Genomic DNA, 25,353 nt, shown 5'->3' on the forward strand with positions numbered 1-25,353 from the left:
TCACGAGCTACGGCCCCCAGCCCCGCAGATACGGCCCCCACCCGTTCAAATACGGCCCCCGCCCTACAGATACAGCCCCGCGTCCGCCCCCGCGTCCTGCTTCGGCACCGACGCGGGGCCGATGCCCCGGCGCAGCGCGTACAGCTCCGCGAGCGAGCTGCCCTCCCGGCTCACGCCCTCCTCCGTACCCAGCCAGGCCACCGACTCCTGGCGGGTCAGCGGGCCGACCTCGATCCGGGCCAGGCAGCGTCCCGGCCGGACGACCGCCGGGTGCAGCCGCTCCAGGTCCTCGTTGGTGGTGACCCCCACCAGCACGTTCCGGCCCTGGCCGAGCAGACCGTCCGTCAGGTTCAGCAGCCGGGACAGGGCCTGGCCCGCGGTGTGCTTGGCCTCGCCCCGGATCAGCTCGTCGCAGTCCTCCAGGAGCAGCAGCCGCCACCGGCCCTTCGCCGTGCCGTCGTCCTCACCGATCGCGATGTCCATCAGATAGCCGACGTCGTTGAAGAGCCGCTCCGGATCCAGCACGCAGTCGACCTGGCACCAGTCGCGCCAGGACCGGGCCAGGGTGCGCAGCGCGGACGTCTTGCCGGTGCCGGGCGGGCCGTGCAGCAGGAGCAGCCGGCCAGCGATGTCGTCCGGGGTGACCTTCATCAGCCGGTCCATGGCGTCCGCCACCGGGGCGGTGTAGTTGGGGCGGACCTCGTCCCAGCTGCCGGCGGTGATCCGCCGGGTGGTGCGGTAGGGGCCGCGGCGCGGGGAGACGTACCAGAAGCCCATGGTCACGTTGTCGGGCTGCGGCTCCGGTTCGTCCTGGGCGCCGTCGGTCGCCTCCCCGAGGACCTTCTCCGCCAGCTCGGGGCTGGTCGCGGTGACCGTGACGTCCGCGCCCCGGTTCCACCGCGAGATCAGCAGGGTCCAGCCGTCGCCCTCGGCCAGCGTGGCGCTGCGGTCGTCGTCGCGGGCGGCCCGCAGCACCGAGGCGTGCGGGGGCAGCAGGGTCGCCCCGGCCTTGACCCGGTCGAGGGACGAGCTGTGGGAGTAAGGCTGCTCGCCCGTCGCGAAGCGGCCGAGGAAGAGCGCGTCGACGACGTCGGACGGGGAGTCGCTGTCGTCGACGGTGAGCCGGATCGGCAGAGCGGACTCGGGGTTGGCAGACATGGCGCCCATGATCCGGCACGGGGACACCCCGCGCACCCAGGTTTCACCGGTCCGGCGGGACGTGCGGCGGCTCGGCAGGCCGTCTCCGTACGCGCCGGAGGTGACGCTACGACACCGGCGCGTCAAGGCGCGTGCGTTGAACTCCGGAGGGCGGGCGGAAGCACTCACCACTTATTTTTGGCATGAACACTTCCAGTGAGCCGGGTGCGCTGCTACTACGGAGTAACGCAGATACCCCCTGCTCAAGGAGCCCCCATGAAAATGTCCAGACTCGTGGCGTTCTCGTCCTCACTCCTGCTCGGTGCCGCCCTCGCCCTGACCGGTGCGGGGATCGCGAACGCCGACTCCTCCGTCAAGGCCGTCGACTACGTCGCACTCGGCGACTCGTACTCCTCCGGCGTCGGGGCCGGCAGCTACGACAGCGCCAGCGGCGACTGCAAGCGCAGCACCCGGGCCTTCCCCAGGCTCTGGGCCAACGCCAACTCCCCCTCCAGCTTCGCCTTCACCGCCTGCTCCGGCGCCCGGACCAACGACGTCACCAGTGGTCAGCTCGGACCGCTCAACGCCTCCACCGACCTCGTCTCGATCTCCATCGGCGGCAATGACGCGGGCTTCGCCGACGTCATGACGACCTGTGTCCTGCAGTCCGAGTCCACCTGCCTCAGCCGCATCGCCACCGCCCGCGCCTACGTCGACTCGACCCTGCCCGGCCGGCTCGACTCCGTGTACTCGGCCATCAAGGCCAAGGCCCCCTCCGCCCGGGTCGTCGTCCTCGGCTACCCCCGCTTCTACCAGCTCAGCGGCAGCTGCGTGGCCGGCCTCAGCGAGCGGGAGCGCTCCGCCATCAACGGCGCCTCCGACTACCTGAACGCGGCCACCGCCAAGCGTGCCGCCGACCACGGCTTCGCCTTCGGTGACGTCAGGACGACCTTCACCGGACACGAGATCTGCTCGGGCAACTCCTGGTTGCACAGCGTGAACTGGCTCAACATCGGCGAGTCCTACCACCCCACCGCCGCCGGACAGTCGGGCGGCTATCTGCCCGTCTTCAATTCCGCTGCCTGACAGGTGAGTTGAGCGGCCAGTCGTCCGCCTGTGCGGGAGGCCCCGGCCCCGGGGCCTCCCGTTCCGTCGAACAATCCATCCGAACTGTCCGAACTCGCCCTGGAATCGGGCGGATTCGGTAACAGGTCGTCAACCTCCGTATGTGTGTGCTCGATCCTGCGGGCGGGATACCCGTGTGTCACCGTGGGGCGATAGGGTTAACCTGCCCGGACCGGGTGCCCTCGTACGGGTGGGGAGTGACATGGAACAGATAACGATGCGGAGCAGGCCGCGGGTGCCTGCCATCACATGCGGGAGCGGTGCGACCAGTACGCGCCTCGACCGCCATCTCGCGGTGCTCGGCGGCCCTGTCGTCCCGCAGCGCGAGTCGGCGGAAGCGACGCTGCTGATGCGCGAGCTGACCTCGCGTGATGCCGCGCACACCCGCCGGAGCAGGAGCGCCCGTGTGTCGCTCTTCGCACCGCTGCGGCGACTGCGGCGCTCGCTCTTCGGCAGCCGCCGCTGACCGACGCCACGTCGACGACTGGGCCGGCCCACCGCTCGGGACAGGGACGGCTCAGGCGATCACCCCGTCCCGGCGCAGCACCGATGTCTGCTCGTCCGTCATCCCCAGGGCTCGCAGCAGTTCATCGGTGTGTTCACCCAGCGCCGGTACGGCACCCATCCGAGGCTCCGCCCCGCCCGGCAGCGTGATCGGCGGCAGCGACGCCCGCAACGGCCCGACCGGTGATTCCACTTCCCGCCACCGGTCCCGCGCCGCGAGCTGCGGGTGCGCCGCCACATCGGCGACCGTGTTCAGCCGGGCGCAGGCGATCCCCGCCGCGTCCAGCGCGTCGAGCGCCTCCCGGCCCGTCAGCCGCGCCAGCGCCCGCCCCACCACCTCGTCGGTCCGCTTCCGGTTCGCGGTGCGCGCGGTGTTCGTCGCGAAGTCCGGGTCGTCCGCCAACTCGGCCAGTCCGAGCACCTGTTCGGCCAGGCGTCGCCACTCCCGGTCGTTCTGCACCGAGAGCAGGACCTGTTCGCCGTCGGCCGTGCCGTAGGCGTCGTACGGGGCGATCACCGAGTGCGCGAGCCCGGTACGCGGCGGGGGAGGGGCCCCGTGCATCCCCTGGTGCAGCGGATGCCCCATCCACTCGGCCAGCGCGTCCAGCATGGAGACCTCCACCGGCCCGCCCCGGCCGGTCGTACCCCGCCGCAACAGCGCCGCCAGCACTCCGGAGAACGCGTACATGGCCGCCGCGATGTCCGCCGCCGGGATGCCCGCCTTCACCGGCTGATCGGCGGTCCCGGTGACGGAGACCAGGCCCGCTTCGCACTGCACGAGCATGTCGTAGGCCCGCTTGTGCGCGTACGGTCCGCTCTCCCCGTAGCCGGAGATGTCCACGGCCACCAGCCGCGGGTGCGCCGCACAGAGCGTGGCGGCGTCCAGCCCGAGCCGGGCCGCGGCGCCCTGGGCCAGGTTCTGCACGAACACATCCGCCCCGGCGACGAGTTCACGCACCACCGCCAGGCCGCGCGGGTCCTTCAGATCGACGGCGAGGGACTCCTTGCCCCGGTTGCACCAGACGAAGTGCGAGGCGAGACCGCGCGCCGCCGTGTCGTACCCGCGCGCGAAGTCGCCGCCGTCCGGGCGCTCCACTTTGATGACCCTGGCCCCGAGGTCGGCGAGCTGCCGGGTGGCGAAGGGGGCGGCGACCGCCTGTTCGACGGCCACCACGGTGATGCCGTCGAGGGGGAGTGGCTGAGTGCTCATGGCCCGTGCTTACCCTGCCGACCGGCCCCTTCGCCACCTCCCGCCCCCACAGGAAGGCCGTCCGCCCGCTCTCACAGCAGCGCGAACTGCCCCTCCGGCCCCTCCTCCTGGTGGCCGAGGACCGAGGCGGGAAGCCGTACTGAGGCCGGGACCGGCAGCACCCCCGCCGCCCGCAGCTCGTCGCGGGAGATCAGGGGCGCCCGGTCCAGCCGGGCCCGCAGCGCCTCCTGCCGGGGCCGCAGCCCGTCCAGGAGGGCCAGTACGGAGACGAGCTCCAGCAGCTCCGAGGTCCACTCCGGGGTCCACCCGCGCGCCCCGACCGCGTCCAGCCCGACCCCACCTGGCCCGTCCGGGGCCGCGCCCTCGGGGACCGCGCCCACCGCTGCCGCCGCCCGGCGTTCGAACCAGAGCTCCAGCACCCGTACGCCGCTCACCGTGAACTCCCAGGCCCCCGCGGGCACCGGCGAGATCCGGCCGTCGCCGATGACCAGGGCCTCGGCCTCCGCGTCGTACACGATCCCGGCGGGCCGGGGCGGGAGCGCCGCCCGCACATAGGGCCTGCGCCCGCCCGGCAGCCGGGGCCGTTCGCCGCCCCGGGCCCCGCGCAGCTGCACCCGTACCAGCTCCCGGCCGAGCTCCACCCCGGCCGCCCACACCTCGGCGTCGGCGGGCAGCGGGACCCGGCAGCCGGACGGGGAGGGCAGGGCGGCGGCCATGATCCAGGCCAGCACGGACTCGGGCGCCACCTCCGGCCCCAGCCGCGTCCGCAGTACGTCGAGCAGACCGGGTGCCAGGTTGGGGTCGGTGGCGTCGGGCCGCCGGTACAGCGGCCGGATCCGGCCCGGGCGTCCGGCGGGGGAGTGCCCGTCGGGGAGCAGGTGGGTCACCGACAGGGCGGGCCCGGTGGCCTGGGGCACGTAACCGTGTTCGACCGTGAAGAGCTGCCGCTCGTCGCCGACCCGCCACAGCTCCGGGCGGGCCGCGTCGATCAGCCGGTGGTCGGGGAGCAGCCACTGTTCGTCGAACGGGCCGTGCAGGATCCGTGCGGGATCGGGGCAGGCGCCCGGTTCGCGGGCGAAGCGGCCGGTGCCGGTGGACCGGCCGGGCAGCGCGGCGACCGGGATGTGCGGCGTACGGGAGCGGCTCGGGCGGAACAGCCGCTCCTGCTCGGCGCCCTCGGCGGCGGCCAGCCGCTCCCAACGGGTGCGGAGCGCTGCGGGATCGGGGCCCATCACCCAGGAGCGGCCGGTTCTCAGGGGGCGTACCGACCACGGCATCAGCTCGTCCAGCGGCAAGGACTTCCCGTCCTCGCCGGATCCGGCCGCCGCCGTCCTGCGCGCTGCCACCGAGCCGTCCTCCCCAGTCCGCTCTCCGCCGGCCCTGTCCGCCATGACCCGTTCGCATCGTAACGGCGGGGGCAGGCACCCCCTAGTGGGCGCCCTAGCGGGCGCCCTAATGGGCCTCCACCGTCACCGAGAACGAGAACCGGTCGCCCCGGTAGCGGATCCGGGCCACATCCACCACGCGCCCCTCCTCGTCGTACGTCACGCCCGTGTAGTGCAGGATCGGGCTGAGCAGCGGGACCTGGAGGAGCTCGGCGGTGGCCGGGTCGGCGAGCCGGGCCTCCACCGTGTCGGTGATCCGGGAGATCCTGACCCCGGCCACATCGCGCAGCACCTTGGTCATCGGCCACCGTTCGAGGTCGGCCACGTCGATCCGGGCGGCGATGTCGGGGCGTACCGCGTTCTCCGCCCAGTTGGTCGGCTCGTCGCTCTCGCCGTCGCGGCGCAGCCGCCGGTAGGTGACCACCTCGCCGCAGTCCGGGAAGAACTCGGCGAGATCGCCCGGCACCGGCACCGCCCCGTGGCCGAGAATCGTCGTCGCCTCCCCGGACTGCTGGGCGACGATCGCGTCGACCGAGCCCAGCAGCCGGACCGGGGAGACCCGACGGGCGCGCGGCTCGATGAACGTGCCGCGCCGCCGGTGCCTGCTGATCAGCCCCTCCGTCTCCAGCTCCTTCAGCGCCTGGCGCATCGTGAGCACGCTGACCCCGTAGTGCGCGGCGAGCTGCTCCTCGGTGGGCAGCCGGGGGGAGGCGTCCTGCGGGCGGCCGAGTATGGAGGCCCGCAGGGACTGGGAGACCTGGTACCAGAGCGGCAGCTTCCGGTTGAGGACGAGCGAGTCGGGGGCGAAGGCGGGCGGGTGCGGCCGGCCCACCGGGTTCACCCCGCCCCCCGCGTCCCCGCCCGTCCCCGCTCCGGCCGTCCCCGCTCCGGTAGTCCCCGCCTCGGCCGTCGTCGTCTCATGGCTCTCTGTCACGTCGTCCCCGTCCCGTCCCTCCGGGCCCCTCCGTCCGCCTGGCTCTTCTACGGCCGGAAGTTGCGGCTCAGACCCTGCCACACGTCGTCGTAGCCGCGCTGCAGATGGCCGGCGCCGGCCGCCTGCGGGGTCGCGATGATGGGCCAGCGGGTCTCGAACATGAAGGCCAGACCGTCCTCGATCTTCTGCGGCTTCAGCTCCGCCGCGCTCGCCCGGTCGAAGGTCTCGCGGTCCGGTCCGTGGGCCGACATCATGTTGTGCAGCGAGCCGCCGCCGGGGACGAAGCCCTCCGCCTTCGCGTCGTACGCGCCGTCGATCAGCCCCATGTACTCGCTCATCACGTTCCGGTGGAAGTACGGCGGCCGGAAGGTGTCCTCGCCGACCAGCCAGCGCGGGGCGAAGACGACGAAGTCGACACCGGCGAGGCCCGGGGTGTCGGACGGCGAGGTCAGCACCGTGAAGATCGAGGGGTCGGGGTGGTCGTAGCTGATCGTGCCGATGACGTTGAACCGGCGCAGATCGTAGACGTACGGGGTGTGCGTGCCGTACCAGGCGACGACGTCGAGCGGGGAGTGGTCGTACGTGGCCGTCCAGAGGTTGCCGCAGTACTTGTTGACCACCTCCACCGGCCGGTCGTCGTTCTCGTACGCGGCGACGGGGGCCAGGAAGTCCCGGGCGTGCGCCAGGCCGTTGGCGCCGATCGGCCCGAGTTCCGGGAGCGCGAACGGGCGGCCGTAGTTCTCGCAGACGTACCCGCGTGCGGTCTCGTCCAGCAGCTCCACCCGGAAGCGGACGCCACGCGGGATCAGCGCGACATGGCCCGGTTCGGCGCGCAGCAGGCCCAGTTCGGTGCGGAGCAGCAGTCCGCCGCGCTCCGGGACGATCAGCAGCTCGCCGTCCGAGTCGCTGAACACCCGGTCGGTCATGGAGGAGCTGGCGTGGTAGAGGTGAACCGCCATGCCCGTGCGCTGGGTGGCGTCCCCGTTGCCGCCCAGGGTCCACAGCCCGGCGAGGAAGTCCGTGCCGGGCGCGGGGTCGGGGAGCGGGTTCCAGCGGAGCCGGTTCGGGTCCGGCACGGACTCGGTGAAGGGTGCTGTTCGCAGGCCGCCGTTGTCGGCCCGGGTGAAGGCCGGGTGCACGGCGGAGGGGCGGATCCGGTAGAGCCAGGAGCGGCGGTTGTCCGCGCGGGGCTCGGTGAAGGCGGAGCCGCTCAGCTGCTCCGCGTAGAGCCCGAGGGGCGCGCGCTGGGGTGAGTTGCGGCCGTGCGGCAGCGCCCCCGGAACCGCCTCCGAGCTGTGCTCGTTGCCGAAACCGGAGGAGTACGTCAGCCCCTCCGCCGTCTTCCTCGCCTGCTCGATGCCGCTCATCCCGCACTCCCGGTGCCCATGAAGCCCTTGAATCCGCCGGACAACGAATCCTATGGGACACCGTAGGAATAGGAGGCGGTCGCGTCAACGGCATGGATCGCGCCATTCGGGGGGTGTGGGGGCACGATCCGGGGTGTAAGGGGTGAGCGACCGCCCCGGAGGCCTACGGGACGGCCCCCGGAAGGACCACGGCATCATGGGTCCGTGCCCCACCCGAACCCGAACCTCCGCCGCGCCCCCGTGCAGCAGCGCAGCGCCGACCGGCTCGCCCGGATACTCGACGCCTGCGCCCGGCTGCTCGACGAGACCGGTTACGAGCAGCTCTCCACCCGTGACGTCGCCCTGCGCGCCGAGGTGCCCATCGGCTCCGTCTACCGCTTCTTCTCCAACAAGCGGGCCCTGGTCGAAGCCCTCGCGCTGCGCAACCTGGACCTCTACGCCGAGCGCATCACCGCCCGGCTCGACTCCCTCCCCGCCGACGACTGGCGCGGGGCCATCGACGCGGTGCTGGACGAGTACCTGGCGATGAAGCGGACCGTGCCCGGCTTCACCCTCGTCGACTTCGGGCCCCCGTCGCCCGCCGAGGAAGCGGCGGACGACGCCAACCGGCGGCTCGCGGGCCGGCTCGGCGAACTCCTCGCCGGACACCTCGGCCGCCACCCCGGCCCGGAGCTGCTGCGGGCCGTCCTGGTCAGCGTCGAGGCGGCGGACGCCCTGCTCCAGCTCGCCTTCCGTACGGACCCGGCGGGGGACCCGGCGATCGTCGCCGAGACCCGGACGCTGGTACGGGCGTACCTCGCGCAGATCCTGGACTGAGGGCGCCGGGGGGCGGGCCGGGCGCGTGGAGTGCTCGCCAAGTACCGCCCTCCAACGCCTCCCCGACATGCCTACCGGTCGGTATGCTCGCGGTGTCGTCAGCATTGCCACCGCCGTCGCCCCGGGGAGGGCCCATGTCCCACGACTCCCGTACCGCACCGCGTATCTGCCCCCTCTGCGAAGCCACCTGCGGCCTCACCCTGACCATCGAGGGGACCACCGTCACGGGTGCGCGCGGCGACCGTGACGACATCTTCAGCCGGGGCTTCATCTGCCCCAAGGGGGCGTCCTTCGGGGGACTGGACGGCGACCCCGACCGGCTGCGCGTCCCCCTCGTACGAGGGGAGGACGGGGAGCTGCGGGAGGCGACCTGGAGCGAGGCGTTCGACCGGATCGCCGAGCGCATACCGGCCCTGGCCGGGGCCTACGGCCCGCAGGCCGTCGGGGTGGTGCTCGGCAACCCCAACGTCCACACCATGGCGGGCTCCCTCTACCCGCCCCTGCTGCTCGCCGCCCTGCGCACCCGCAACGTGTTCACGGCGAGCACCCTGGACCAGATGCCCAAGCACGTCTCCAGCGGGCTGCTCTTCGGTGACGCGCACGCCATCCCCGTACCGGACCTCGACCGCACCGACCACCTCCTGCTGATCGGCGCCAACCCCCTGGAGTCCAACGGCAGCCTCTGCACCGCGCCCGACTTCCCCGGCCGGCTCAAGGCGCTGCGCCGGCGGGGCGGCACCCTCACCGTCATCGACCCGCGCCGCACCCGTACCGCCCGCCTCGCCGACCGGCATGTGGCGATCCGGCCGGGAGCCGATGCCCTGCTGCTAGCCGCGATGGCGAACGTCCTCCTCCAGGAGAAGCTCGCCGACCCCGGCCCCCTCGCCGAACACCTGGAGGGCGCGGATGAACTCGCCGCCGCCCTAGCCGACTTCACCCCGGACGCGGTCACCGCCGCCTGCGATGTGGACGCGGCCACCATCACCTCCCTCGCCCGGGAACTGGCCGCCGCCCCCACCGCCGCCGTCTACGCGCGGATCGGCAGCTGCACCGTCGAGCACGGCACCCTCGCCAGCTGGCTGGTGGACGTCCTCAACATCCTCACCGGCAACCTCGACCGCCCCGGCGGCGCCCTCTTCCCGCTCTCCGCGACCGCGCGCGCCCCGCGCGAAGCCACCCCCGGCAAGGGCTACGCGCCCGGCAAGGGCTTCGCCCTGGGCCGCTGGGCGAGCCGGGTCTCCGGCCACCCCGAGGCCAAGGGCGAACTCCCCATCGCCGCCCTGGCCGAGGAGATCGAGACCCCGGGCGAGGGCCGCATCCGCGCACTGGTCGTCCTCGCCGCCAACCCCGTCCTTTCCGCCCCCGACGGCGACCGGCTCGACGCGGCCCTCGCCGGCCGGCTCGACTTCATGGTCAGCGTCGACCCCTACCTCAACGAGACCTCCCGCCATGCGGACGTCGTCCTGCCCCCGCCGCCGCCCTCGCAGAGCGCCCACTTCGACTTCGCGTTCAACTCCTTCGCCGTGCACAACCAGGTCCGCTACACCCCGGCCCCCGTACCGCTGGAGGACGGCCGGATGGACGAGAGCGAGATCCACGCCCGGCTGATCCTCGCGGTGAGCGGGATGCACGGTGCCCCGCCCTCCGCCGTCGACGACCTGGCCATCGCCACCGCGATCACCCGGGCCGGGGCCCCGGAGGAGCTGGCCGGCGAGCTCACCGGGGAGAGCGGCCCCGAACGCCGCCTCGACCTCATGCTGCGGCTCGGCCCGTACGGCCTGACGCTGGAGGAACTCCTCGCCCACCCGCACGGCATCGACCTCGGCCCGCTGGGGCCCCGCGTCCCGGAGATCCTGCGCACCCGCTCCGGCCGCATCGAACTGCTCCCCGCCCCGATCGCCGCCGACCTGCCCCGCCTGCGCCAGGCACTGGGCGAGCTGCCCGCTCCGCTCGTGCTCGTCGGCCGCCGCCATCTGCGCTCCAACAACAGCTGGATGCACAACGTCGGTTCGCTCAGCGGCGGGTCCAACGTCTGCACCCTCCAGATCCACCCCGACGACGCGGCCCGGCTCGGGCTCGTGGACGGTGCGACCGTACGGATCGAGTCGGCGGGCGGCGGGGTCGAGGCCCCCGCCGAGATCACGGACACCGTACGCAGCGGGGTGGTGAGCCTCCCGCACGGCTGGGGCCACAGCCGCCCCGGCACCCGTCTGTCGGTGGCCGCCGCCCACCCCGGGGTGAACGTGAACCAGCTGCTCGACGGCACCCTCCTGGACCCGCTCTCCGGCACCGCCGTACTCAACGCCATCCCGGTGACGGTGACCCCGTCCCTCTAACGCCACCGTGTTGACCTGGGGTTTTGCTCGTATTGCTCACGTGTCAACGTCTTGTTAACTCTTCGAGGAGGCCCCTAACGTCGTCCGGACCGACCGCCGAGACCGGTGGGAGTTCAAGGATGAACGTTAGGTATCCCCCATGCTGACAATCCTCGGATTCGCCATGATCGCGACCTTCCTGGTCCTGATCATGACGAAGAAGATGTCGCCGATCGCGGCGCTGGTACTGATCCCCGCACTCTTCTGCGTCGCCGTCGGACAGGGAGCGAAGCTCGGCGACTACGTCATCGACGGCGTCGGCAACCTGGCGCCGACCGCCGCCATGCTGATGTTCGCCATCGTCTACTTCGGCGTGATGATCGACGTCGGCCTCTTCGACCCGATCGTCCGGGGCATCCTGCGGTTCTGCAAGGCGGACCCGATGCGGATCGTCGTCGGTACGGCGGTGCTCGCCGCGATCGTCTCCCTCGACGGCGACGGCTCCACCACGTTCATGATCACCGTCTCGGCGATGTATCCGCTCTACAAACGCCTCAAGATGAGCCTGGTCGTCATGACCGGTGTGGCGGCCACGGCGAACGGCGTCATGAACACCCTTCCCTGGGGCGGCCCCACCGCGCGTGCCGCGACCGCGCTCAAGCTGGACGCCTCCGAGATCTTCATCCCCATGATCCCGGCGCTCGCCGTCGGACTGCTCGCCGTGTTCCTGCTCTCGTACGTGCTGGGCCTCCGCGAGCGCAAGCGCCTGGGCATGCTCACGCTGGACGAGGCGCTGGTACGGGAGCCGGAGCAGGAGACCGTCCTGGCCGGGGCGGGCGGGGGCGGGGACCGTCTCCGCAAGGGCCCCGCGACATCGGGGGCGGGCTCGGCGGACCTCACGGCCGGGAACGACGACGGGGCGGGGCACAGCGACGGGGACAAGGACGGGGACGAGGACGACTTCAAGGGCCTCGACCCCAACCGCTCCACCCTGCGGCCCAAGCTCTACTGGTTCAACGCCGGTCTCACCGTCGCCCTGCTGACCGCGATGATCATGCAGCTGATGCCGATCCCGGTGCTCTTCCTCCTCGGCGCCGCCCTGGCCCTCACCGTCAACTTCCCCCACATGCCCGACCAGCGGGCCCGGATCGCCGCCCACGCCGACAACGTCCTCAACGTCTCCGGCATGGTCTTCGCCGCCGCCGTCTTCACCGGCGTCCTCACCGGCACCGGTATGGTCGAGAACATGGCCGGCTCGGTCGTCAGCGCCGTCCCCGACGCGATGGGCCCGCACATGGCCATCGTCACCGGGCTGCTCAGCCTGCCGCTCACCTACTTCATGTCCAACGACGGCTTCTACTTCGGCGTCGTCCCCGTCCTCGCCGAAGCCGGCGCGGCCCACGGCGTCTCCCCGCTGGAGATCGCCCGCGCCTCCCTGGCCGGCCAGGCCCTGCACATGTCCTCGCCGCTGGTCCCCGCCGTCTACGTTCTGGTGGGCATGGCCAAGGTCGAGTTCGGTGACCACACCCGGTTCACCGTCAAGTGGGCCGTGCTCACCTCGCTCGTGGTGCTCGGGGCGGGCATCCTCTTCGGCACGATCTGATGTCACCCGCGCCGATGCCACCCGCTCTGACGTCACCAGCACTCATGGGCACCCTCTGATGTCACCCGCACCGCGACCCGGGCCCGGCAGGGGCTGGCTGCTGCGCCTCGTCATCGCCTTCGCCTTCGCGCAGGGGGCGGTGTCGATGGCGCGGCCCGCCGTCTCCTACCGGGCCCTCGCGCTCGGTGCGGACGAGGGGACCATCGGCGTCATCGCCGGGGTCTACGCCCTGCTGCCGCTCTTTGCCGCCGTCCCGCTCGGCCGCCGCACCGACCACGGCCGGTGCGCGCCCCTGCTGCCGATCGGCGTGGTGCTGATCTCCGGCGGCTGCGCGCTCAGCGGTGTCGTGTCCTCCCTGCCCGCGATGGCCGCCTGGAGCGGGGTGATGGGCCTCGGCCACCTCTGCTTCGTGATCGGCGCGCAGTCGATCGTGGCCCGGCAGTCCGCCCCGGCCGAACAGGACCGAAACTTCGGCCACTTCACCATCGGTGCCTCGGTCGGCCAGCTGATCGGCCCGATCGCGGCGGGTGCACTGATCTCCGGTGAGAGCGGTGCCTCGGGTTCTGCCTCGGCGCCGGCCAGCCGCTGTCGATGACCACGGTGGTCCAGGCGGCCCCCGCCGAAGCCCGGTCCACCGCACTGGCCCTGCGCCTCACCGGCAACCGGCTGGGCCAGGCCGCCGCTCCCGCCGCCGCGGGCCTGATCGCGGGTACGGCGGGGGCGGCGGCCCCGTTCGCGCTGCTCGGCGCCCTGCTCCTCGCCGCGGCGGGCCTGGGCCTGCGCAGCGGACGAACGGCCCCGGCACCCGTACGGCCGGAGCCCACCCCCGTACCGCCTGCGGCAGACCTCGTACGCGAACGGGAACGGGGCACCAACGCGCCCCCGGCCACCCGCAACCGTTCCTGACGCACCCGCCCCGCCCAACCCCGTACGCCCCACACGTCCCAACCTTCGCGCGAGTCATTCCCACACCCCGCCCGGTGGGCTAACTTCCCTCCACAGCCGCTCCCCACCGCGACGCCACACCTTCATCCCGGGGACCCCTCATGACGCGCGCCATCTCCCTGCACCACGTCAGCAAGAGCTACGGCCGGGACCGGCGTGCCGTCGACCGGTTCACGCTCTCCATCGACCCCGGCGAGTTCGTCGTGCTGCTCGGCCCCTCCGGCTGCGGCAAGTCGACCGTGCTGCGCATGATCGCGGGTCTGGAGGAGATCAGCGAGGGCGAGCTGATGCTCGACGGCGAGTTCGCCAACCACATCCCGCCGCGCGAACGCGGGATGGCCATGGTGTTCCAGAACTTCGCGCTGTACCCGAGCATGACCAACCGGGCCAACATCGGCTTCCCGCTGAAGCTGGAGAACCCGCGCGAGGACAACACCGCCCGGATCGAGGCCACCGCCCGGATGCTCGGCATCGAGCACGTACTCGACCGCTACCCGGCGCAGCTCTCCGGCGGCGAGCGCCAGCGGGTGGCGATGGGCCGGGCCATCTCCCGCAGGCCCTCCGTCTTCCTGATGGACGAGCCGCTCTCCAACCTGGACGCCAAGCTCCGCAACCATCTGCGCGCCGAGATCGCCCTGCTCACCAGGGAACTCGGCGTCACCACCGTCTATGTGACGCATGATCAGGCAGAGGCGATGTCCCTCGGGGACCGCGTCGCGGTGATGCGCGGCGGTGTACTGCAGCAGGTCAGCCCGCCCCGGGACGTCTACGCGCTGCCCGACAACGTCTTCGTGGCCGCGTTCATCGGCACCCCGCGCATCAACCTCCTCCAGGCCGTCGTCCACGCCCCGCTGGAGGGACGGATGTCGATCGACCTCGGCCGTCAGTGGCTCGCCCTGCCCGAACCCCTCAGCCCCGACCACCAGTTGCTCCGCATCCAGCAGGGCCGCCGGATCATCGTGGGGCTCCGCTCGGAGGCGGTCCGGATCGCCCCGCCCAGCCAGGCCCGCCCCGGCGAGGTGGCGCTCAGCGGGATCGTCGAGCACGTCGAGTACCAAGGGCACGAGGCGCTGGTCCACCTCAACACCGGTTCGCAGGCCGCCATCGTCCCCGACCTCGAATCGGCCCAGCCCCGGGCCATGCCCCGGCGTCGCAGGGCAGCGGCGGGCCGTCCGGGCAGGGTGCTCGGCGGTCAGGGCGGCCTCCGTGTCCTGGACCGGCTGAAGGGGCGGGCCGCGGGCCGGATCAGCGGGCCCGTCGTCACCCTCGACGAACCCGCCCCGGACCCGGCGGCCGTCCGCACCCCGGACCGGCCCTCCGTCATCTCCGGCGACCTGGTGGTGCGCACCGGCCCCGACATGCGGCTGCGGACCGGCGGCCAGGTGCCGCTGCTGGTGGACCTGGCACACCTGTACGTCTTCGACCACTACGGCCGCCGCATCTGCCCGCTGCCGCAGGACGTACCCGGGCTGGACGGCTGAGGCCTCCTCTCCGGACCGGGGCGCACGCCTCCCGGCGTGACCGGCGTCTCCGGGAGCTCTCTGGCGCCGGAAAACTAACGGCGCTAGTTTGGGGCGGGTGCGAGGGCACCCCGCACCCGCCAGAGCGCCGGCACAGCCCGTCCGGGAGGAAACAGCCATGAAGGCCCATGACCAGATGTACATCGGCGGCGCGTGGCGGCCCGCCGCCGGCCAGGACACGATCGCGGTCGTGAACCCGGCCGACGAGCAGCTCATCGGCCATGTACCGGCGGGCACGGCCGAGGACGTCGACGCGGCGGTGAAGGCCGCCCGCGCCGCGTTCCCCGGCTGGGCCGCCACCCCGCCCGCCGAGCGCGCCGCCCGGCTCTCCGCCCTGAGCGACGCGCTGGCCGCCCGCAAGGACGAGCTGGCCGAGACGATCACCGCGGAGCTGGGCTCACCGCTGCCGCTCTCGCAGATGGTCCACGCGGGCGTCCCGGTCCTGGTCGCCGCCTCGTACGCCGAACTGGCCGCGTCGTACGCCTTCGAGGAGAAGATCGGCAACTCCACCGTCCTGCTGGAGCCGGTCGGGGTCGTCGGCGCGATCACCCCCTGGAACTACCCGCTCCACCAGATCGTCGCCAAGGTCGCCCCCGCGCTCGCCGCCGGCTGCACGGTCGTCCTCAAGCCGGCCGAGGACACCCCGCTCACCGCCCAGCTCTTCGCCGAGGCCGCCGAGGCCGCCGGGCTGCCCGCCGGGGTCTTCAACCTGGTCACCGGCCTCGGCCCGGTCGCCGGTCAGGCGCTCGCCGAGCACGAGGACGTCGACCTGGTCTCGTTCACCGGCTCGACCGCCGTGGGCAGGCAGATCGGCGCCACCGCCGGAGGCGCGATCAAGCGCGTCGCCCTCGAACTCGGCGGCAAGTCCGCCAACGTGATCCTCCCCGGCGCCGACCTCGCCAAGGCGGTCAACGTCGGCATCGCCAACGTGATGACCAACTCCGGTCAGACGTGCAGCGCCTGGACCCGGATGCTGGTGGACGCCGAACGGTACGAGGAGGCCGTGGAGCTCGCGGCGCACGCCGTGCTCAAGTACGCCCCTGGCGAGCGGGTCGGCCCGCTCGTCAACGCCAAGCAGCAGGCCCGGGTGCTGGGTTACATCCGGAAGGGGATGGACGAGGGTGCCCGGCTGATCGCGGGCGGCCCCGACGCGCCCCTGGAGACCGGCTACTACGTCAGTCCCACCGTCTTCGCCGACGTCACCCCGGACATGGCCATCGCCCAGGAGGAGATCTTCGGCCCGGTGGTCTCGATCCTGCGGTACGAGGACGTGGACGACGCCCTCCGTATCGCCAACGACACCGTGTACGGCCTCGCGGGAGCCGTGTGGGCGGCCGACGACGAGGAGGCGGTGGCCTTCGCCCGCCGGATGGACACCGGACAGGTCGACATCAACGGCGGGCGGTTCAACCCGCTGGCCCCCTTCGGCGGTTACAAGCAGTCGGGGGTCGGCCGCGAGCTGGGCCCGCACGGTCTGGCGGAGTACCTCCAGACCAAGTCGCTCCAGTTCTGACCCCCGTAACCCTGCTGCTGAAGGAGCCTGTTCGTGGTCCGCGCCGCTGTACTGCCCGCCGTCGGAGCTCCCCTGGAGATCACCGACATCGTCCTGCCGGAGCCCGGCCCCGGCCAGGTGCGCATCTCGCTGGCCGCCGCCGGGGTCTGCCACTCCGACCTGTCCCTGACGAACGGGACCATGCGGGTGCCGGTGCCCGCGGTCCTCGGCCACGAGGGAGCCGGTACGGTCCTGGCGGTCGGCGAGGGCGTCACGCATGTCGCCCCCGGCGACGGCGTGGTCCTCAACTGGGCGCCCTCCTGCGGGGCCTGCTTCCACTGCGGGATCGGTGAGGTCTGGCTCTGCGCCGACGCCCTGAAGGGGACCGCCAACCTCCACGCCCGTACGGCGGACGGCACCGACCTCCACCCCGGCCTCAACGTGGCGGCCTTCGCGGAGGAGACCGTCGTCGCCGCGAACTGTGTGCTCCCGGCCCCCGACGGCATCCCGCTCACCGACGCCGCCCTCCTCGGCTGCGCGGTCCTCACCGGCTACGGGGCGGTCCACCACAGCGCCAAGGTCCGCGAGGGCGAGAGCGTGGTCGTCTTCGGGATCGGCGGCGTCGGCCTCGCCGTGCTCCAGGCAGCCCGGATCGCGGGCGCCTCCCGGATCATCGCGGTCGACGTCTCCCCGGCCAAGGAGGAGCTGGCCCGGCAGGCCGGGGCGACCGACTACGTCATCGCCTCCGCCACCACCCCGCGCGAGATCCGCAAGCTCACCGGCGGCCAGGGCACGGACGTGGCCGTGGAGTGCGTCGGCCGGCCCGCGACCATCCGGGCCGCCTGGGAGTCCACCCGGCGCGGCGGGCGCACCACGGTCGTCGGGATCGGCGGCAAGGACCAGGAGGTCACCTTCAACGCCCTGGAGATCTTCCACTGGGGCCGGTCCCTGACGGGCTGCGTCTACGGCAACAGCGACCCGGCCCGCGACCTGCCGGCCCTGGCCGACCACATCCGCGCGGGCCGCTTCGACCTGTCGATGATGGTCACCGAACGCATCGCCCTGGACGGCATTCCCGCCGCCTTCGACAACATGATCGCGGGCAGGGGCGGCCGGGCGCTGGTGGTGTTCTAGAGACTCGCTAGAAGTCCGTCGTCCGGGATGTCGAGGTGACCGGCCCCAGCAGCCGGGCGTCCATCTCCCCCTCCTCGAACAGCCGGGAGGCCGGGCCCACGATCAGCGGGTCCGGCACCCCGACGACCTCCGGGTCCTTGCCCGGGTAGTCGAAGCGGTCCAGCACGTGCCGCATCGCCTCCAGCCGTGCCCGCTTCTTGTCGTTGCTCTTCACCACCGTCCAGGGCGCGTCGGCCGTGTCGGTGTGGAAGAGCATCAGCTCCTTCGCCTCCGTGTACTCGTCCCACTTGTCCAGCGAGGCCAGGTCGACGGGGCTCAGCTTCCACCGCCGTACGGGGTCGATCTGCCGGATCATGAACCGGTTGCGCTGCTCGTTGCGGGAGACGGAGAACCAGAACTTCACCAGGTGGATACCGTCCCGGGCGAGCATCCGCTCGAAGCCGGGTGCCTGGTGCATGAACTCCAGGTATTCGCGGGTCGAGCAGAATCCCATCACCCGCTCCACCCCGGCCCGGTTGTACCAGGAGCGGTCGAACAGCACGATCTCCCCGGCGCTGGGCAGATGGGCCGCGTACCGCTGGAAGTACCACTGGGTGCGTTCACGTTCCGTCGGCTTCTCCAGGGCCACGATGCGGGCACCACGCGGATTCAGATGCTCGGTGAACCGCTTGATGGTGCCGCCCTTGCCCGCCGCGTCCCGCCCCTCGAAGAGGATCACCAGCCGCTCGTCGCGCTCCTTCACCCAGTGCTGGAGCTTCAGCATCTCGATCTGGAGGGCGCGCTTGGCCTTCTCGTAGTCGCGGCGCCGGAGCTTGTGCTCGTACGGGTAGTCCTCCCGCCACGCGTCCCGGGCATGGCCGTCCGGCTCGACCAGGACCGGGTCGTCGTCACCGCTGTCGGCCACGTGGAAGCCGTCGAGGTACGGCCCGCCGAAGCGGGCCGCCCGCGCGTCTTCCTCGCGGGCGGCTTTCTTCCTCGCCCCGTTGCGGTCGTTACGGTCGCCGTGCGCTCCGGTACTCCGCGTCATGACGGTTTCCCTCCACCGGCCGGTCCGGATTTCCGCGTGTGGGCCCAGTCTGCTGACGGCTCCGGGAGACCGCCACCCCGGCCAGGCAGAGCAGTCCGCCGAGGACCCCGAGCGGGGTCGGCACCTCGTCCAGCAGCACCCACGCCATGAGCACCACGATCGCCGGGACCGCGTACGTGGTGGCGCCCATCCGGCCCGCGGTGGTCCGGGCCAGTGCGTAGCCCCAGGTGGTGAAGGCCAGTGCGGTCGGGAAGACGCCCAGGTAGATCATGTTCAGGGTGGCGGACATCGGTGCGTCGGCCGCCTCGGAGATCAGTACCCCGGTGAACGGCAGGCAGGCGACGGCGCCGATCAGGCAGCCGAAGGTGTTGATCTGGAGCGAGGAACCGTACGCGAGCGCCGGCTTCTGGCTCACCACGCCCAGCGCGTACACCACCGCCGCCAGCAGGCAGAGCGCCACGCCCAGCACGGACGAGGTGCCGTGCCCGGACATCGCGAGGCCGACGACGACGGCGCCCGAGAACGAGATGCCCATCCCCAGCAGCAGGCGGCGGGGCAGCCCCTCGCCGAGCATCCGGGCGCCCAGCAGTGCCATCAGGATCGGCCCGATGTTCACCAGCATCGCCGCCGTACCGGCGTCGACCTCCTGCTCGCCCCAGTTGAGCGCCACCATGTAGAGCCCGAACCACAGCACCCCGGACGTGATGATCCCCCGCCAGGCGCCGCGTCCCGGCAGCCCCTCCCGGCGTACGAGGAGGATCGCCCCGAGCACCAGCACGCCGGCCAGCAGCCGGCCGAGGGCCAGTGCGCCGGGGGAGTAGGCCTCGCCCGCACTGCGGATGGAGACGAAGGCGGAGGCCCACAGCACGACGGTGGTGCAGGCGGCGGCGGTGGCGCGCCAGGATCGGGCGGGGGCGGAGTCGGCGGGGGCGGCCGGGGTCGTCGTCATGGCCACGACCGTAGGGCCGAAACGGTTCGGCCCCCACCGAATTGTCGAGGACCGTCAATCGACTGCCCACACCCCCAGCCCGCCCGCACACCCTCAGCCTGTCCGGCGTTTGAGGGCGGAGGCCGTCACCCTCAGCCTGTCCGGCGTTTGAGGGCGGAACCGTGGCGGTGGCACCGGGCACCCCCTTCCGTGTCCGGGAAGCACGGGTGCCGCCCATCCCGGGCAAGGGTTCCGTCCTCAAACGCCGGACGGGCTGGGGATGGCGCCGCCCTCCGGCCCCAGGCACGCCGGACGGGCTGATCAGGCGTGGCCGGCCAGCGACGCCGGCTCGATCCCCAGCACCTCTCCCAGCACCCGCACCCCCGACGGAGTCACCCGCACAGCCCGCCCCGACCCCACCCGCTCGCACCACCCCGCCCCCAGCGCATGCGCACAAAGCGCCGCCCCCGCCGCCCCCGCGAGATGCGGCCGGCGTTCCGTCCAGTCCAGGCACCCCCGCACCAGCGGCCGCCGCCCGGCCCGGTCCAGCGGGATGCCGAGCGCGTCGAACCAGTCGAGCCCCGGCTCGGTCAGCGCGAACCCGGTGTCCTGCCGCAGCAGCCCCCGTACGGTCATCGCGTCGGTGATCCGGATGCCGAGGCGCCCGGCGAGATGGTCGTAGCAGGTACGCCCCCTGGCCAGCGCGCTGCTGACGCTCGCCGCCCGCAGGGTGCGCGGCGGATCCGGCGCGCCGGGCAGTACGTGCGAGGCCAGCTCCTCCACCAGGTGCGCGACCCGCTCGTCGGCCAGCCGGACGTACCGGTGCCGCCCCTGCCGCTCCTCGGTGAGCAGCCCGCCGCCCACCAGCCGTCCCAGGTGCTCGCTGGCGGTGGAGGGGGCGACGGAGGCGTACCGGGCCAGCTCCCCCGCGGTCCAGGCGCGTCCGTCGAGCAGGGCGAGGCAGAAGGAGGCGCGGGTCCCGTCCGCGAGCAGGGCGGCCAGCGCGGCGAGGCGCGACGCGGTGGCGTCGTGCGGCCGGGCGCGCGACGGCCGGTCCGCAGGGTGCGGTGAACGGTCCATGGGTCCAGGGTGCGTCAGGGACGGTTCGGCGCACGCCGAACCGTTTCCGTGGGCCGTGCGTACTCCTCGTACTGGAGCGCCAGGCCGTCCAGCAGGGCCCGCAGCCCCGTCTCGAACGCCCCCTCGTCCACCTGCCGCCGGTGGTCGGCCAGCAGGTGCGCCTGGCCAAGGTGCGGGTAGTCGGCCGGGTCGTACGCGCTCTCGTCGTCCACGAAGCCCGCGGCGAAGGAGCCCAGCGCGGAGCCGGTGATGAAGTACCGCATCAGCGCCCCGATCCGGGTCGCCTGCGCGGGCGGCCACCCCGCGCCCACCATCGCCCCGAACACCGCGTCGGCGACCCGCAGCCCGGCCGGCCGGCGCCCCGGGCCCCGGGCGAGGACCGGGACGATGTGCGGGTGCGCGGCGAGGGCCGCCCGGTAGGAGAGCGCCCAGTCGTGCAGCGCCTCGCGCCAGTCCCGGGGATCGGACTCCTCGAACATCGACAGATCGACCTGTACGGAGACGGCGTCGGCGACCGCGTCGAGGATCTCGTCCTTGTTCCGGAAGTGGTTGTAGAGCGAGGGTCCGCTGACCCCCAGGACGGCCGCCAGCCGGCGCGTGGAGACGGCGTCGAGCCCTTCGGAGTCCACGAGCGAGCTCGCCGCCTCGACGATGCGGTCTCTGCTGAGAAGGGGCTTGCGCGGTCGGGCCATGCGGCTCATAGTAGGCGCTGCGAACCAGAAACTAGCAGTGCTAATTAAAGTGCTGCGCGAGAAGCCGTGACAGAAGTGGGTGGCGCGCGATGAACCTGGAGCTCAGCGAGGAGCAGGAAGCCGTCCGGCGGCTGGCCGAGGAGTTCGTGGCCCGTGAGGTCACGCCGCACGTCGTCGCGTGGGACCGGGCCGAGAATGTCGACAGGTCGATCGTGAAGAAGCTTGGAGCGCTCGGCTTCCTCGGCCTCACCGTCCCCGAGGAGTACGGCGGCTCGGGCGGCGACCACCTCACGTACTGCCTGGTCACCGAGGAGCTGGGCCGGGGCGACTCCTCCGTGCGCGGGATCGTCTCCGTCTCGCTCGGCCTGGTCGCCAAGACCATCGCGTCCTGGGGGAGCGATGAGCAGAAGCGGCAGTGGCTGCCCCGGCTCACCTCCGGCGAGGCGATCGGCTGCTTCGGCCTCACCGAGCCCGGCACCGGCTCGGACGCCGGAAACCTCGCCACCAGGGCCGTACGCGACGGCGGTGACTACGTCATCAACGGCACCAAGATGTTCATCACCAACGGCACCTGGGCCGATGTGGTGCTGCTCTTCGCCCGCACGAACGACGCCCCCGGCCACCGCGGCGTCTCCGCCTTCCTGGTCCCCGCCGACACCCCCGGCCTCACCCGCCGCACCATCCACGGCAAGCTCGGCCTGCGCGGCCAGGCCACCGCCGAACTGGTCCTCCAGGACGTCCGCGTACCGGCCGCCACCCTCCTCGGCCCCGAGGGCAAGGGCTTCACCGTCGCCATGTCGGCCCTCGCCAAGGGCCGGATGTCGGTCGCCGCGGGCTGCGTGGGCATCGCGCAGGCGGCGCTGGACGCGTCCGTTCGGTACGCCGGTGAGCGCGAGCAGTTCGGCAAGGGCATCGCCGGTCACCAGCTCGTCCAGGAGCTGCTCAGCGACATCTCCGTGGACGTCGAGGCGGCCCGGCTGCTCACCTGGCGGGTCGCCGACCTCGTCGACCGGGGGCAGGAGTTCGCCACCGCCGCCTCCCAGGCCAAGCTGTACGCCTCCGAGGCGGCCGTCCGCTGCGCCAACAACGCCATCCAGGTCTTCGGCGGCTACGGCTACATCGACGAGTACCCGGTCGGGAAGTTGCTCCGGGACGCCCGCGTGATGACGCTCTACGAGGGCACCAGCCAGATCCAGAAGCTCATCATCGGCCGAGCGCTGACGGGCGTCTCCGCGTTCTGAGAGCGGCCGCCGTCACCCCTGCTCGTACGTGTGTCTGAGTACCCGCCTGAGTACGGGCGCGGATGTGGCGTGCGCCACGTCGGCGGATGCTGAACCCATGAGTGACACGACATCGGTAAAGCAGCAGAGCACCGCCGCCTTCTACGGCCAGGCCGTCGCCTCCTTCCTGGTGGCGATGGGCGCGGTGGCCCTCGGTATCTTCTTCCTCGACGCCGATGCCTGGGTGCGCGGCTTCCTCGCCATCGGGGTGCTCTACCTCGTCACGTCCTGCTTCACGCTGGCCAAGGTGATCAGGGACCGGCAGGAGGCCGGGCAGATCGTCAGCCGGGTCGACCAGGCCCGGCTGGAGAAGATCCTCGCCGAGCACGACCCCTTCCAGAAGCTCTGACCCTTCCAGAAGCTCTGAACCCGCACCGCCCTGAGACGCCCCTAAGCGCTTGCTCAGGTTCGGGGTATGGTGTTCGTCCTGTTGACGGAGAGGGGTACCGGGTGATGAGCACGGCGGAGGAGACGAGCGGCGACGACGCTCCCTGGGGCGAGGTCACGCCCGAGGCGGCGCGGCGGCTCCTGGTCGCCGCGGTCGACGCCTTCGCCGAGCGCGGGTACCACGCGACCACCACCCGCGACATCGCCGGCCGTGCCGGGATGAGCCCGGCCGCGCTCTACATCCACTACAAGACGAAGGAAGAGCTGCTCCACCGGATCAGCAAGATCGGTCACGACCGGGCGCTCCACCTCCTCCAGGCCGAGGCCGACGGGGACGGCACGGCCGCCGAGCGGCTCGCCGGAGCCGTACGGTCCTTCGTCCGCTGGCACGCGGAGCGCCACACCACCGCGCGCGTCGTGCAGTACGAGCTCGACGCCCTCGGCCCCGAGCACCGCACCGAGATCGTCGAACTGCGCCGCAGGAGCGACGCGGTGGTGCGCGGGATCATCAGCGAGGGGGTGCGGGCAGCGGAGTTCGACGTCCCCGACATCCCCGGCACCACCCTCGCCGTGCTCTCCCTCTGCATCGACGTGGCCCGCTGGTTCAACGCCCAGGGCAGCCGCACGCCCGACGAGGTCGGCGCGCTCTACGCCGACCTGGTCCTGCGGATGGTCGGCGCCCCGCCGCAGCCGTAGGGTCCGCCGGACCCGGGCCCCACGGGCGCGTACGTCTACGAATCGGTCTCGATCGTGGCGCTCGTCCGGATCCGGCCACGTGGTGGGGCGATCATGGCTGCATGTCACTGCCTCCGACGCGTCTCCGTACCCCCGAGTGGTTCACGGTGGACGCGTCGGTGCTGAACGTGGCGCTGGTTTATCCGATGCAGGGGCCGGCGGGGATCTTCGGGCCGGGGTGTGAAGCCTGTGCGCGGCTGGCCGTGGAGGAGGTCAACGCTGCGGGCGGAGTCCTCGGGCGGGAGCTGCGGCTCCTTGAGGTGGACGGCGGGGCTGAGCCGTCGAGGGTGGCCGCGGAGGTCGAAGCGCTGGTCGCGGCCGGGGCGGTGCAGGGAGTCACCGGATGGCACATCAGCTCGGTGCGGCAGGCGGTGGCACCGCGGGTCGCGCACCGGGTGCCGTATGTGTACACAGCGCTGTACGAGGGCGGTGAGCGGACCGAGGGCGTCTTCATGACGAGCGAGACCCCCGCGGGGCAACTGCTCCCGGCGATGCGGATGCTGGCACGGATGCGGGACGTGCGCCGCTGGTTCGTCGTCGGGAACGACTACATCTGGCCGCGCTACACCGCCCGGGCGGCCCGCCGGTACGCGCGGGAGTCCAGGGGGCGGGTGTGCGGGGAGGCCTATCTGCCGCTGGGCACGGACGACTTCGCCGATGTCCTGCGCCGCATCGAGCGGACGGACGCCGACGCCGTGCTGGTGCTGCTCGTGGGCAGCGACGCGGTCCGGTTCAACCGGGCGTTCGCCGCGGCCGGGCTGGACGCCCGCTCTCTGCGGCTGAGCACACTGATGGACGAGAGCATGCTCCTCGGCAGCGGTCCCGAGGCGACCGTCGACCTCTACAGCACGGCCGGTTTCTTCGCCTCGCTCGCGGACGGGCACAGCATGGACTTCCACGGCCGTTACGCCGCCCGCTTCGGCGCGGACGCGCCGGTCCCCGGCAGCCTCGGCGAGTCCTGCTACGAAGGCGTGCTGCTGCTCGCGGCGCTCATCGAGCGCGCCCGCAGTCTGGACGTCTCCGCCATCGGCGCGGCCGCCGACCACGTCCGGTACGAGGGGCCGCGCGGCCTGCTCGGCCTGGACGGGCGGCATGTGCGCCAGCGCATCTATCTGGCGGAGGCCGACGGTCTCGACTTCACCGTGCTCGCCCAACTGGATTCCCCGCAGCGGTTGTTGTGACCCCCTCGCCACCTCCGCCGCTGCCACCACCGACACCGCAGTCGCCGCCCGCCAGCGCGCCGGACAACCGGCCGAGCAGCGGCAGCAGCTGATCCTCTTCGTCCTCCGTGAGCCCCGGGGACGACGGTCCCCACTCCGCCCGTACCGCGCGGGAGAGCTCCCGGCGCCGGCGCAGACCTCGGGGGGTGAGCTGGGCGAGGACCCGGCGGCGGTCGGCGGGGTCGACGCGGCGGAACACCAGGTTCTGGTCGACGAGTTGGTCGACGATCTTGGTGAGGGTCGGCGCGGGCAGGGCGGCGTCCTCGGCGAGGGACGTCATGTTCCGGCCCTCGTCGCCCGAGAGCAGGTCGAGGACCCGCCACGCGTCGACGGAGCAGCCGAACGCGTCGAGCACGGACTGGATACGACGCGCCGCGAGGCGCTCGGCCCGGGTCAGCAGGTGGAGCAGGTCCTGGGGCTGCCTGGCCATCGCACTCCTCGGGGCTCACGTCAGCACGGCCCCCGCGGCGGGGGTGCGATGGAGCCTACAACCGATCACCGCGCTCCCGGCAGGCCG

Annotated in this window: 22 protein-coding genes and 1 pseudogene; 13 read left to right on the forward strand and 10 right to left on the reverse strand. The window is 72.5% G+C overall.

The features are described 5' to 3' along the window. Nucleotides 1-63 precede the first annotated feature (63 nt). Complete coding sequence (locus ACK8N7_RS29975; protein WP_403211811.1) at nucleotides 64-1,158, reverse strand: DUF5925 domain-containing protein; 1,095 nt, start codon at nucleotides 1,156-1,158, stop codon at nucleotides 64-66. Between the two features lie 255 nt (nucleotides 1,159-1,413). On the opposite strand from ACK8N7_RS29975, the gene ACK8N7_RS29980 reads away from it, so the two are divergent. Together ACK8N7_RS29980 and ACK8N7_RS29985 are read left to right on the forward strand one after the other, a co-directional pair. Further along, on the forward strand, nucleotides 1,414-2,223 hold the full coding sequence (locus ACK8N7_RS29980) for an SGNH/GDSL hydrolase family protein (RefSeq protein WP_500444564.1): 810 nt from the start codon (nucleotides 1,414-1,416) through the stop codon (nucleotides 2,221-2,223). Between the two features lie 241 nt (nucleotides 2,224-2,464). Continuing rightward, nucleotides 2,465-2,728 carry a hypothetical protein gene (locus tag ACK8N7_RS29985; protein ID WP_015607597.1) on the forward strand — a complete coding sequence of 88 codons (264 nt, stop codon included), beginning with the start codon at nucleotides 2,465-2,467 and terminating at the stop codon, nucleotides 2,726-2,728. 51 nt (nucleotides 2,729-2,779) lie between these two features. Here the strand turns inward: ACK8N7_RS29985 and ACK8N7_RS29990 are convergent, their stop codons facing one another. From ACK8N7_RS29990 to hmgA, 4 genes are all read right to left on the reverse strand, one after another. Beyond that, nucleotides 2,780-3,976 carry a CaiB/BaiF CoA transferase family protein gene (locus ACK8N7_RS29990; RefSeq protein ID WP_500444565.1) on the reverse strand — a complete coding sequence of 399 codons (1,197 nt, stop codon included), beginning with the start codon at nucleotides 3,974-3,976 and terminating at the stop codon, nucleotides 2,780-2,782. 71 nt (nucleotides 3,977-4,047) lie between these two features. Further along, nucleotides 4,048-5,322 (reverse strand): type ISP restriction/modification enzyme, encoded by a 1,275-nt coding sequence (locus ACK8N7_RS29995; protein ID WP_500444566.1) that lies wholly within the window; start codon nucleotides 5,320-5,322, stop codon nucleotides 4,048-4,050. A gap of 106 nt (nucleotides 5,323-5,428) precedes the next feature. Further along, entirely contained in the window at nucleotides 5,429-6,202 is a 774-nt protein-coding gene (locus tag ACK8N7_RS30000) for a GntR family transcriptional regulator (RefSeq protein WP_403212253.1), read from the reverse strand. Between the two features lie 140 nt (nucleotides 6,203-6,342). Then, nucleotides 6,343-7,662, reverse strand: a complete 1,320-nt coding sequence (gene hmgA / locus ACK8N7_RS30005) for a homogentisate 1,2-dioxygenase (RefSeq protein ID WP_500444567.1) — start codon at nucleotides 7,660-7,662, stop codon at nucleotides 6,343-6,345. Nucleotides 7,663-7,866: 204 nt separating this feature from the next. On the opposite strand from hmgA, the gene ACK8N7_RS30010 reads away from it, so the two are divergent. The 7 genes and pseudogenes from ACK8N7_RS30010 (at nucleotide 7,867) to ACK8N7_RS30040 (ending at nucleotide 17,487) form a co-directional block, all read left to right on the forward strand. Beyond that, nucleotides 7,867-8,478, forward strand: coding sequence for a TetR/AcrR family transcriptional regulator (locus ACK8N7_RS30010; protein WP_403211821.1), 612 nt, complete (start codon nucleotides 7,867-7,869; stop codon nucleotides 8,476-8,478). A gap of 134 nt (nucleotides 8,479-8,612) precedes the next feature. Next, nucleotides 8,613-10,814: a molybdopterin oxidoreductase family protein gene (locus ACK8N7_RS30015; protein WP_500444568.1), complete on the forward strand. Its 2,202-nt coding sequence runs from the start codon at nucleotides 8,613-8,615 to the stop codon at nucleotides 10,812-10,814. Nucleotides 10,815-10,953: 139 nt separating this feature from the next. Beyond that, complete coding sequence (locus tag ACK8N7_RS30020) at nucleotides 10,954-12,396, forward strand: CitMHS family transporter (RefSeq protein ID WP_500444569.1); 1,443 nt, start codon at nucleotides 10,954-10,956, stop codon at nucleotides 12,394-12,396. A 58-nt stretch (nucleotides 12,397-12,454) separates the two neighbouring features. Then, nucleotides 12,455-13,302: pseudogene (locus ACK8N7_RS30025) on the forward strand (MFS transporter). A 140-nt stretch (nucleotides 13,303-13,442) separates the two neighbouring features. Then, on the forward strand, nucleotides 13,443-14,822 hold the full coding sequence (locus ACK8N7_RS30030; protein ID WP_500444570.1) for an ABC transporter ATP-binding protein: 1,380 nt from the start codon (nucleotides 13,443-13,445) through the stop codon (nucleotides 14,820-14,822). A gap of 157 nt (nucleotides 14,823-14,979) precedes the next feature. Further along, nucleotides 14,980-16,374 (forward strand): aldehyde dehydrogenase family protein, encoded by a 1,395-nt coding sequence (locus tag ACK8N7_RS30035; protein ID WP_500444571.1) that lies wholly within the window; start codon nucleotides 14,980-14,982, stop codon nucleotides 16,372-16,374. Between the two features lie 33 nt (nucleotides 16,375-16,407). Continuing rightward, nucleotides 16,408-17,487, forward strand: a complete 1,080-nt coding sequence (locus ACK8N7_RS30040; RefSeq protein WP_500444572.1) for a Zn-dependent alcohol dehydrogenase — start codon at nucleotides 16,408-16,410, stop codon at nucleotides 17,485-17,487. Nucleotides 17,488-17,494: 7 nt separating this feature from the next. On the opposite strand, the gene ppk2 is transcribed toward ACK8N7_RS30040, so the two are convergent. The 4 genes from ppk2 to ACK8N7_RS30060 all read right to left on the reverse strand — a co-directional run bounded on the left by ppk2 (nucleotide 17,495) and on the right by ACK8N7_RS30060 (nucleotide 21,214). Continuing rightward, the gene (ppk2, locus tag ACK8N7_RS30045) at nucleotides 17,495-18,514 is read right to left on the reverse strand and encodes a polyphosphate kinase 2 (RefSeq protein WP_403211836.1); all 1,020 of its coding nucleotides are present in this window, start codon (nucleotides 18,512-18,514) and stop codon (nucleotides 17,495-17,497) included. Then, nucleotides 18,480-19,463, reverse strand: a complete 984-nt coding sequence (locus tag ACK8N7_RS30050; RefSeq protein ID WP_500444573.1) for a DMT family transporter — start codon at nucleotides 19,461-19,463, stop codon at nucleotides 18,480-18,482. The genes ppk2 and ACK8N7_RS30050 overlap by 35 nt, the downstream gene beginning before the upstream one ends. Before the next feature lie 300 nt (nucleotides 19,464-19,763). Continuing rightward, a complete protein-coding gene (locus tag ACK8N7_RS30055; RefSeq protein ID WP_500444574.1) occupies nucleotides 19,764-20,522 on the reverse strand; it encodes an ArsR/SmtB family transcription factor in 759 nt (252 codons plus the stop codon). A gap of 14 nt (nucleotides 20,523-20,536) precedes the next feature. Then, nucleotides 20,537-21,214 (reverse strand): TetR/AcrR family transcriptional regulator, encoded by a 678-nt coding sequence (locus ACK8N7_RS30060; protein WP_403211842.1) that lies wholly within the window; start codon nucleotides 21,212-21,214, stop codon nucleotides 20,537-20,539. 89 nt (nucleotides 21,215-21,303) lie between these two features. Between ACK8N7_RS30060 and ACK8N7_RS30065 the strand changes: the two genes are divergently transcribed. The 4 genes from ACK8N7_RS30065 (at nucleotide 21,304) to ACK8N7_RS30080 (ending at nucleotide 24,797) form a co-directional block, all read left to right on the forward strand. After that, nucleotides 21,304-22,455 carry an acyl-CoA dehydrogenase family protein gene (locus tag ACK8N7_RS30065; protein ID WP_500444575.1) on the forward strand — a complete coding sequence of 384 codons (1,152 nt, stop codon included), beginning with the start codon at nucleotides 21,304-21,306 and terminating at the stop codon, nucleotides 22,453-22,455. A 97-nt stretch (nucleotides 22,456-22,552) separates the two neighbouring features. Next, a complete protein-coding gene (locus tag ACK8N7_RS30070; RefSeq protein WP_015607581.1) occupies nucleotides 22,553-22,843 on the forward strand; it encodes a YiaA/YiaB family inner membrane protein in 291 nt (96 codons plus the stop codon). Nucleotides 22,844-22,947: 104 nt separating this feature from the next. Next, on the forward strand, nucleotides 22,948-23,577 hold the full coding sequence (locus ACK8N7_RS30075) for a TetR/AcrR family transcriptional regulator (protein WP_500444576.1): 630 nt from the start codon (nucleotides 22,948-22,950) through the stop codon (nucleotides 23,575-23,577). Nucleotides 23,578-23,678: 101 nt separating this feature from the next. Then, the gene (locus ACK8N7_RS30080; protein WP_500444577.1) at nucleotides 23,679-24,797 is read left to right on the forward strand and encodes a substrate-binding domain-containing protein; all 1,119 of its coding nucleotides are present in this window, start codon (nucleotides 23,679-23,681) and stop codon (nucleotides 24,795-24,797) included. On the opposite strand, the gene ACK8N7_RS30085 is transcribed toward ACK8N7_RS30080, so the two are convergent. Beyond that, nucleotides 24,754-25,266 carry a MarR family winged helix-turn-helix transcriptional regulator gene (locus tag ACK8N7_RS30085; RefSeq protein ID WP_403211848.1) on the reverse strand — a complete coding sequence of 171 codons (513 nt, stop codon included), beginning with the start codon at nucleotides 25,264-25,266 and terminating at the stop codon, nucleotides 24,754-24,756. The two genes, ACK8N7_RS30080 and ACK8N7_RS30085, sit on opposite strands and share 44 nt — an antisense overlap. Between the last annotated feature and the right edge of the window lie 87 nt (nucleotides 25,267-25,353).

Origin of the sequence: Streptomyces griseobrunneus (assembly GCF_046713465.1) — a bacterium.
Classification (GTDB): Bacteria; Actinomycetota; Actinomycetes; order Streptomycetales; family Streptomycetaceae; genus Streptomyces; species Streptomyces microflavus.

Coding starts and splice junctions, on each gene's coding strand:
- hmgA (WP_500444567.1), bottom strand. CDS start 7,662: ATGAGCGGCATCGAGCAGGCGAGGAAGACGGCGGAGGGGCTGACGTAC.
- ACK8N7_RS29985 (WP_015607597.1), top strand. CDS start 2,465: ATGGAACAGATAACGATGCGGAGCAGGCCGCGGGTGCCTGCCATCACA.
- ACK8N7_RS30085 (WP_403211848.1), bottom strand. CDS start 25,266: ATGGCCAGGCAGCCCCAGGACCTGCTCCACCTGCTGACCCGGGCCGAG.
- ACK8N7_RS29980 (WP_500444564.1), top strand. CDS start 1,414: ATGAAAATGTCCAGACTCGTGGCGTTCTCGTCCTCACTCCTGCTCGGT.
- ACK8N7_RS29975 (WP_403211811.1), bottom strand. CDS start 1,158: ATGTCTGCCAACCCCGAGTCCGCTCTGCCGATCCGGCTCACCGTCGAC.
- ACK8N7_RS30030 (WP_500444570.1), top strand. CDS start 13,443: ATGACGCGCGCCATCTCCCTGCACCACGTCAGCAAGAGCTACGGCCGG.
- ACK8N7_RS30060 (WP_403211842.1), bottom strand. CDS start 21,214: ATGGCCCGACCGCGCAAGCCCCTTCTCAGCAGAGACCGCATCGTCGAG.
- ACK8N7_RS30020 (WP_500444569.1), top strand. CDS start 10,954: ATGCTGACAATCCTCGGATTCGCCATGATCGCGACCTTCCTGGTCCTG.
- ACK8N7_RS30080 (WP_500444577.1), top strand. CDS start 23,679: ATGTCACTGCCTCCGACGCGTCTCCGTACCCCCGAGTGGTTCACGGTG.
- ACK8N7_RS29990 (WP_500444565.1), bottom strand. CDS start 3,976: ATGAGCACTCAGCCACTCCCCCTCGACGGCATCACCGTGGTGGCCGTC.
- ACK8N7_RS30035 (WP_500444571.1), top strand. CDS start 14,980: ATGAAGGCCCATGACCAGATGTACATCGGCGGCGCGTGGCGGCCCGCC.
- ACK8N7_RS30070 (WP_015607581.1), top strand. CDS start 22,553: ATGAGTGACACGACATCGGTAAAGCAGCAGAGCACCGCCGCCTTCTAC.
- ACK8N7_RS30015 (WP_500444568.1), top strand. CDS start 8,613: ATGTCCCACGACTCCCGTACCGCACCGCGTATCTGCCCCCTCTGCGAA.
- ACK8N7_RS30050 (WP_500444573.1), bottom strand. CDS start 19,463: ATGACGACGACCCCGGCCGCCCCCGCCGACTCCGCCCCCGCCCGATCC.
- ppk2 (WP_403211836.1), bottom strand. CDS start 18,514: ATGACGCGGAGTACCGGAGCGCACGGCGACCGTAACGACCGCAACGGG.
- ACK8N7_RS30075 (WP_500444576.1), top strand. CDS start 22,948: ATGAGCACGGCGGAGGAGACGAGCGGCGACGACGCTCCCTGGGGCGAG.
- ACK8N7_RS30055 (WP_500444574.1), bottom strand. CDS start 20,522: ATGGACCGTTCACCGCACCCTGCGGACCGGCCGTCGCGCGCCCGGCCG.
- ACK8N7_RS30065 (WP_500444575.1), top strand. CDS start 21,304: ATGAACCTGGAGCTCAGCGAGGAGCAGGAAGCCGTCCGGCGGCTGGCC.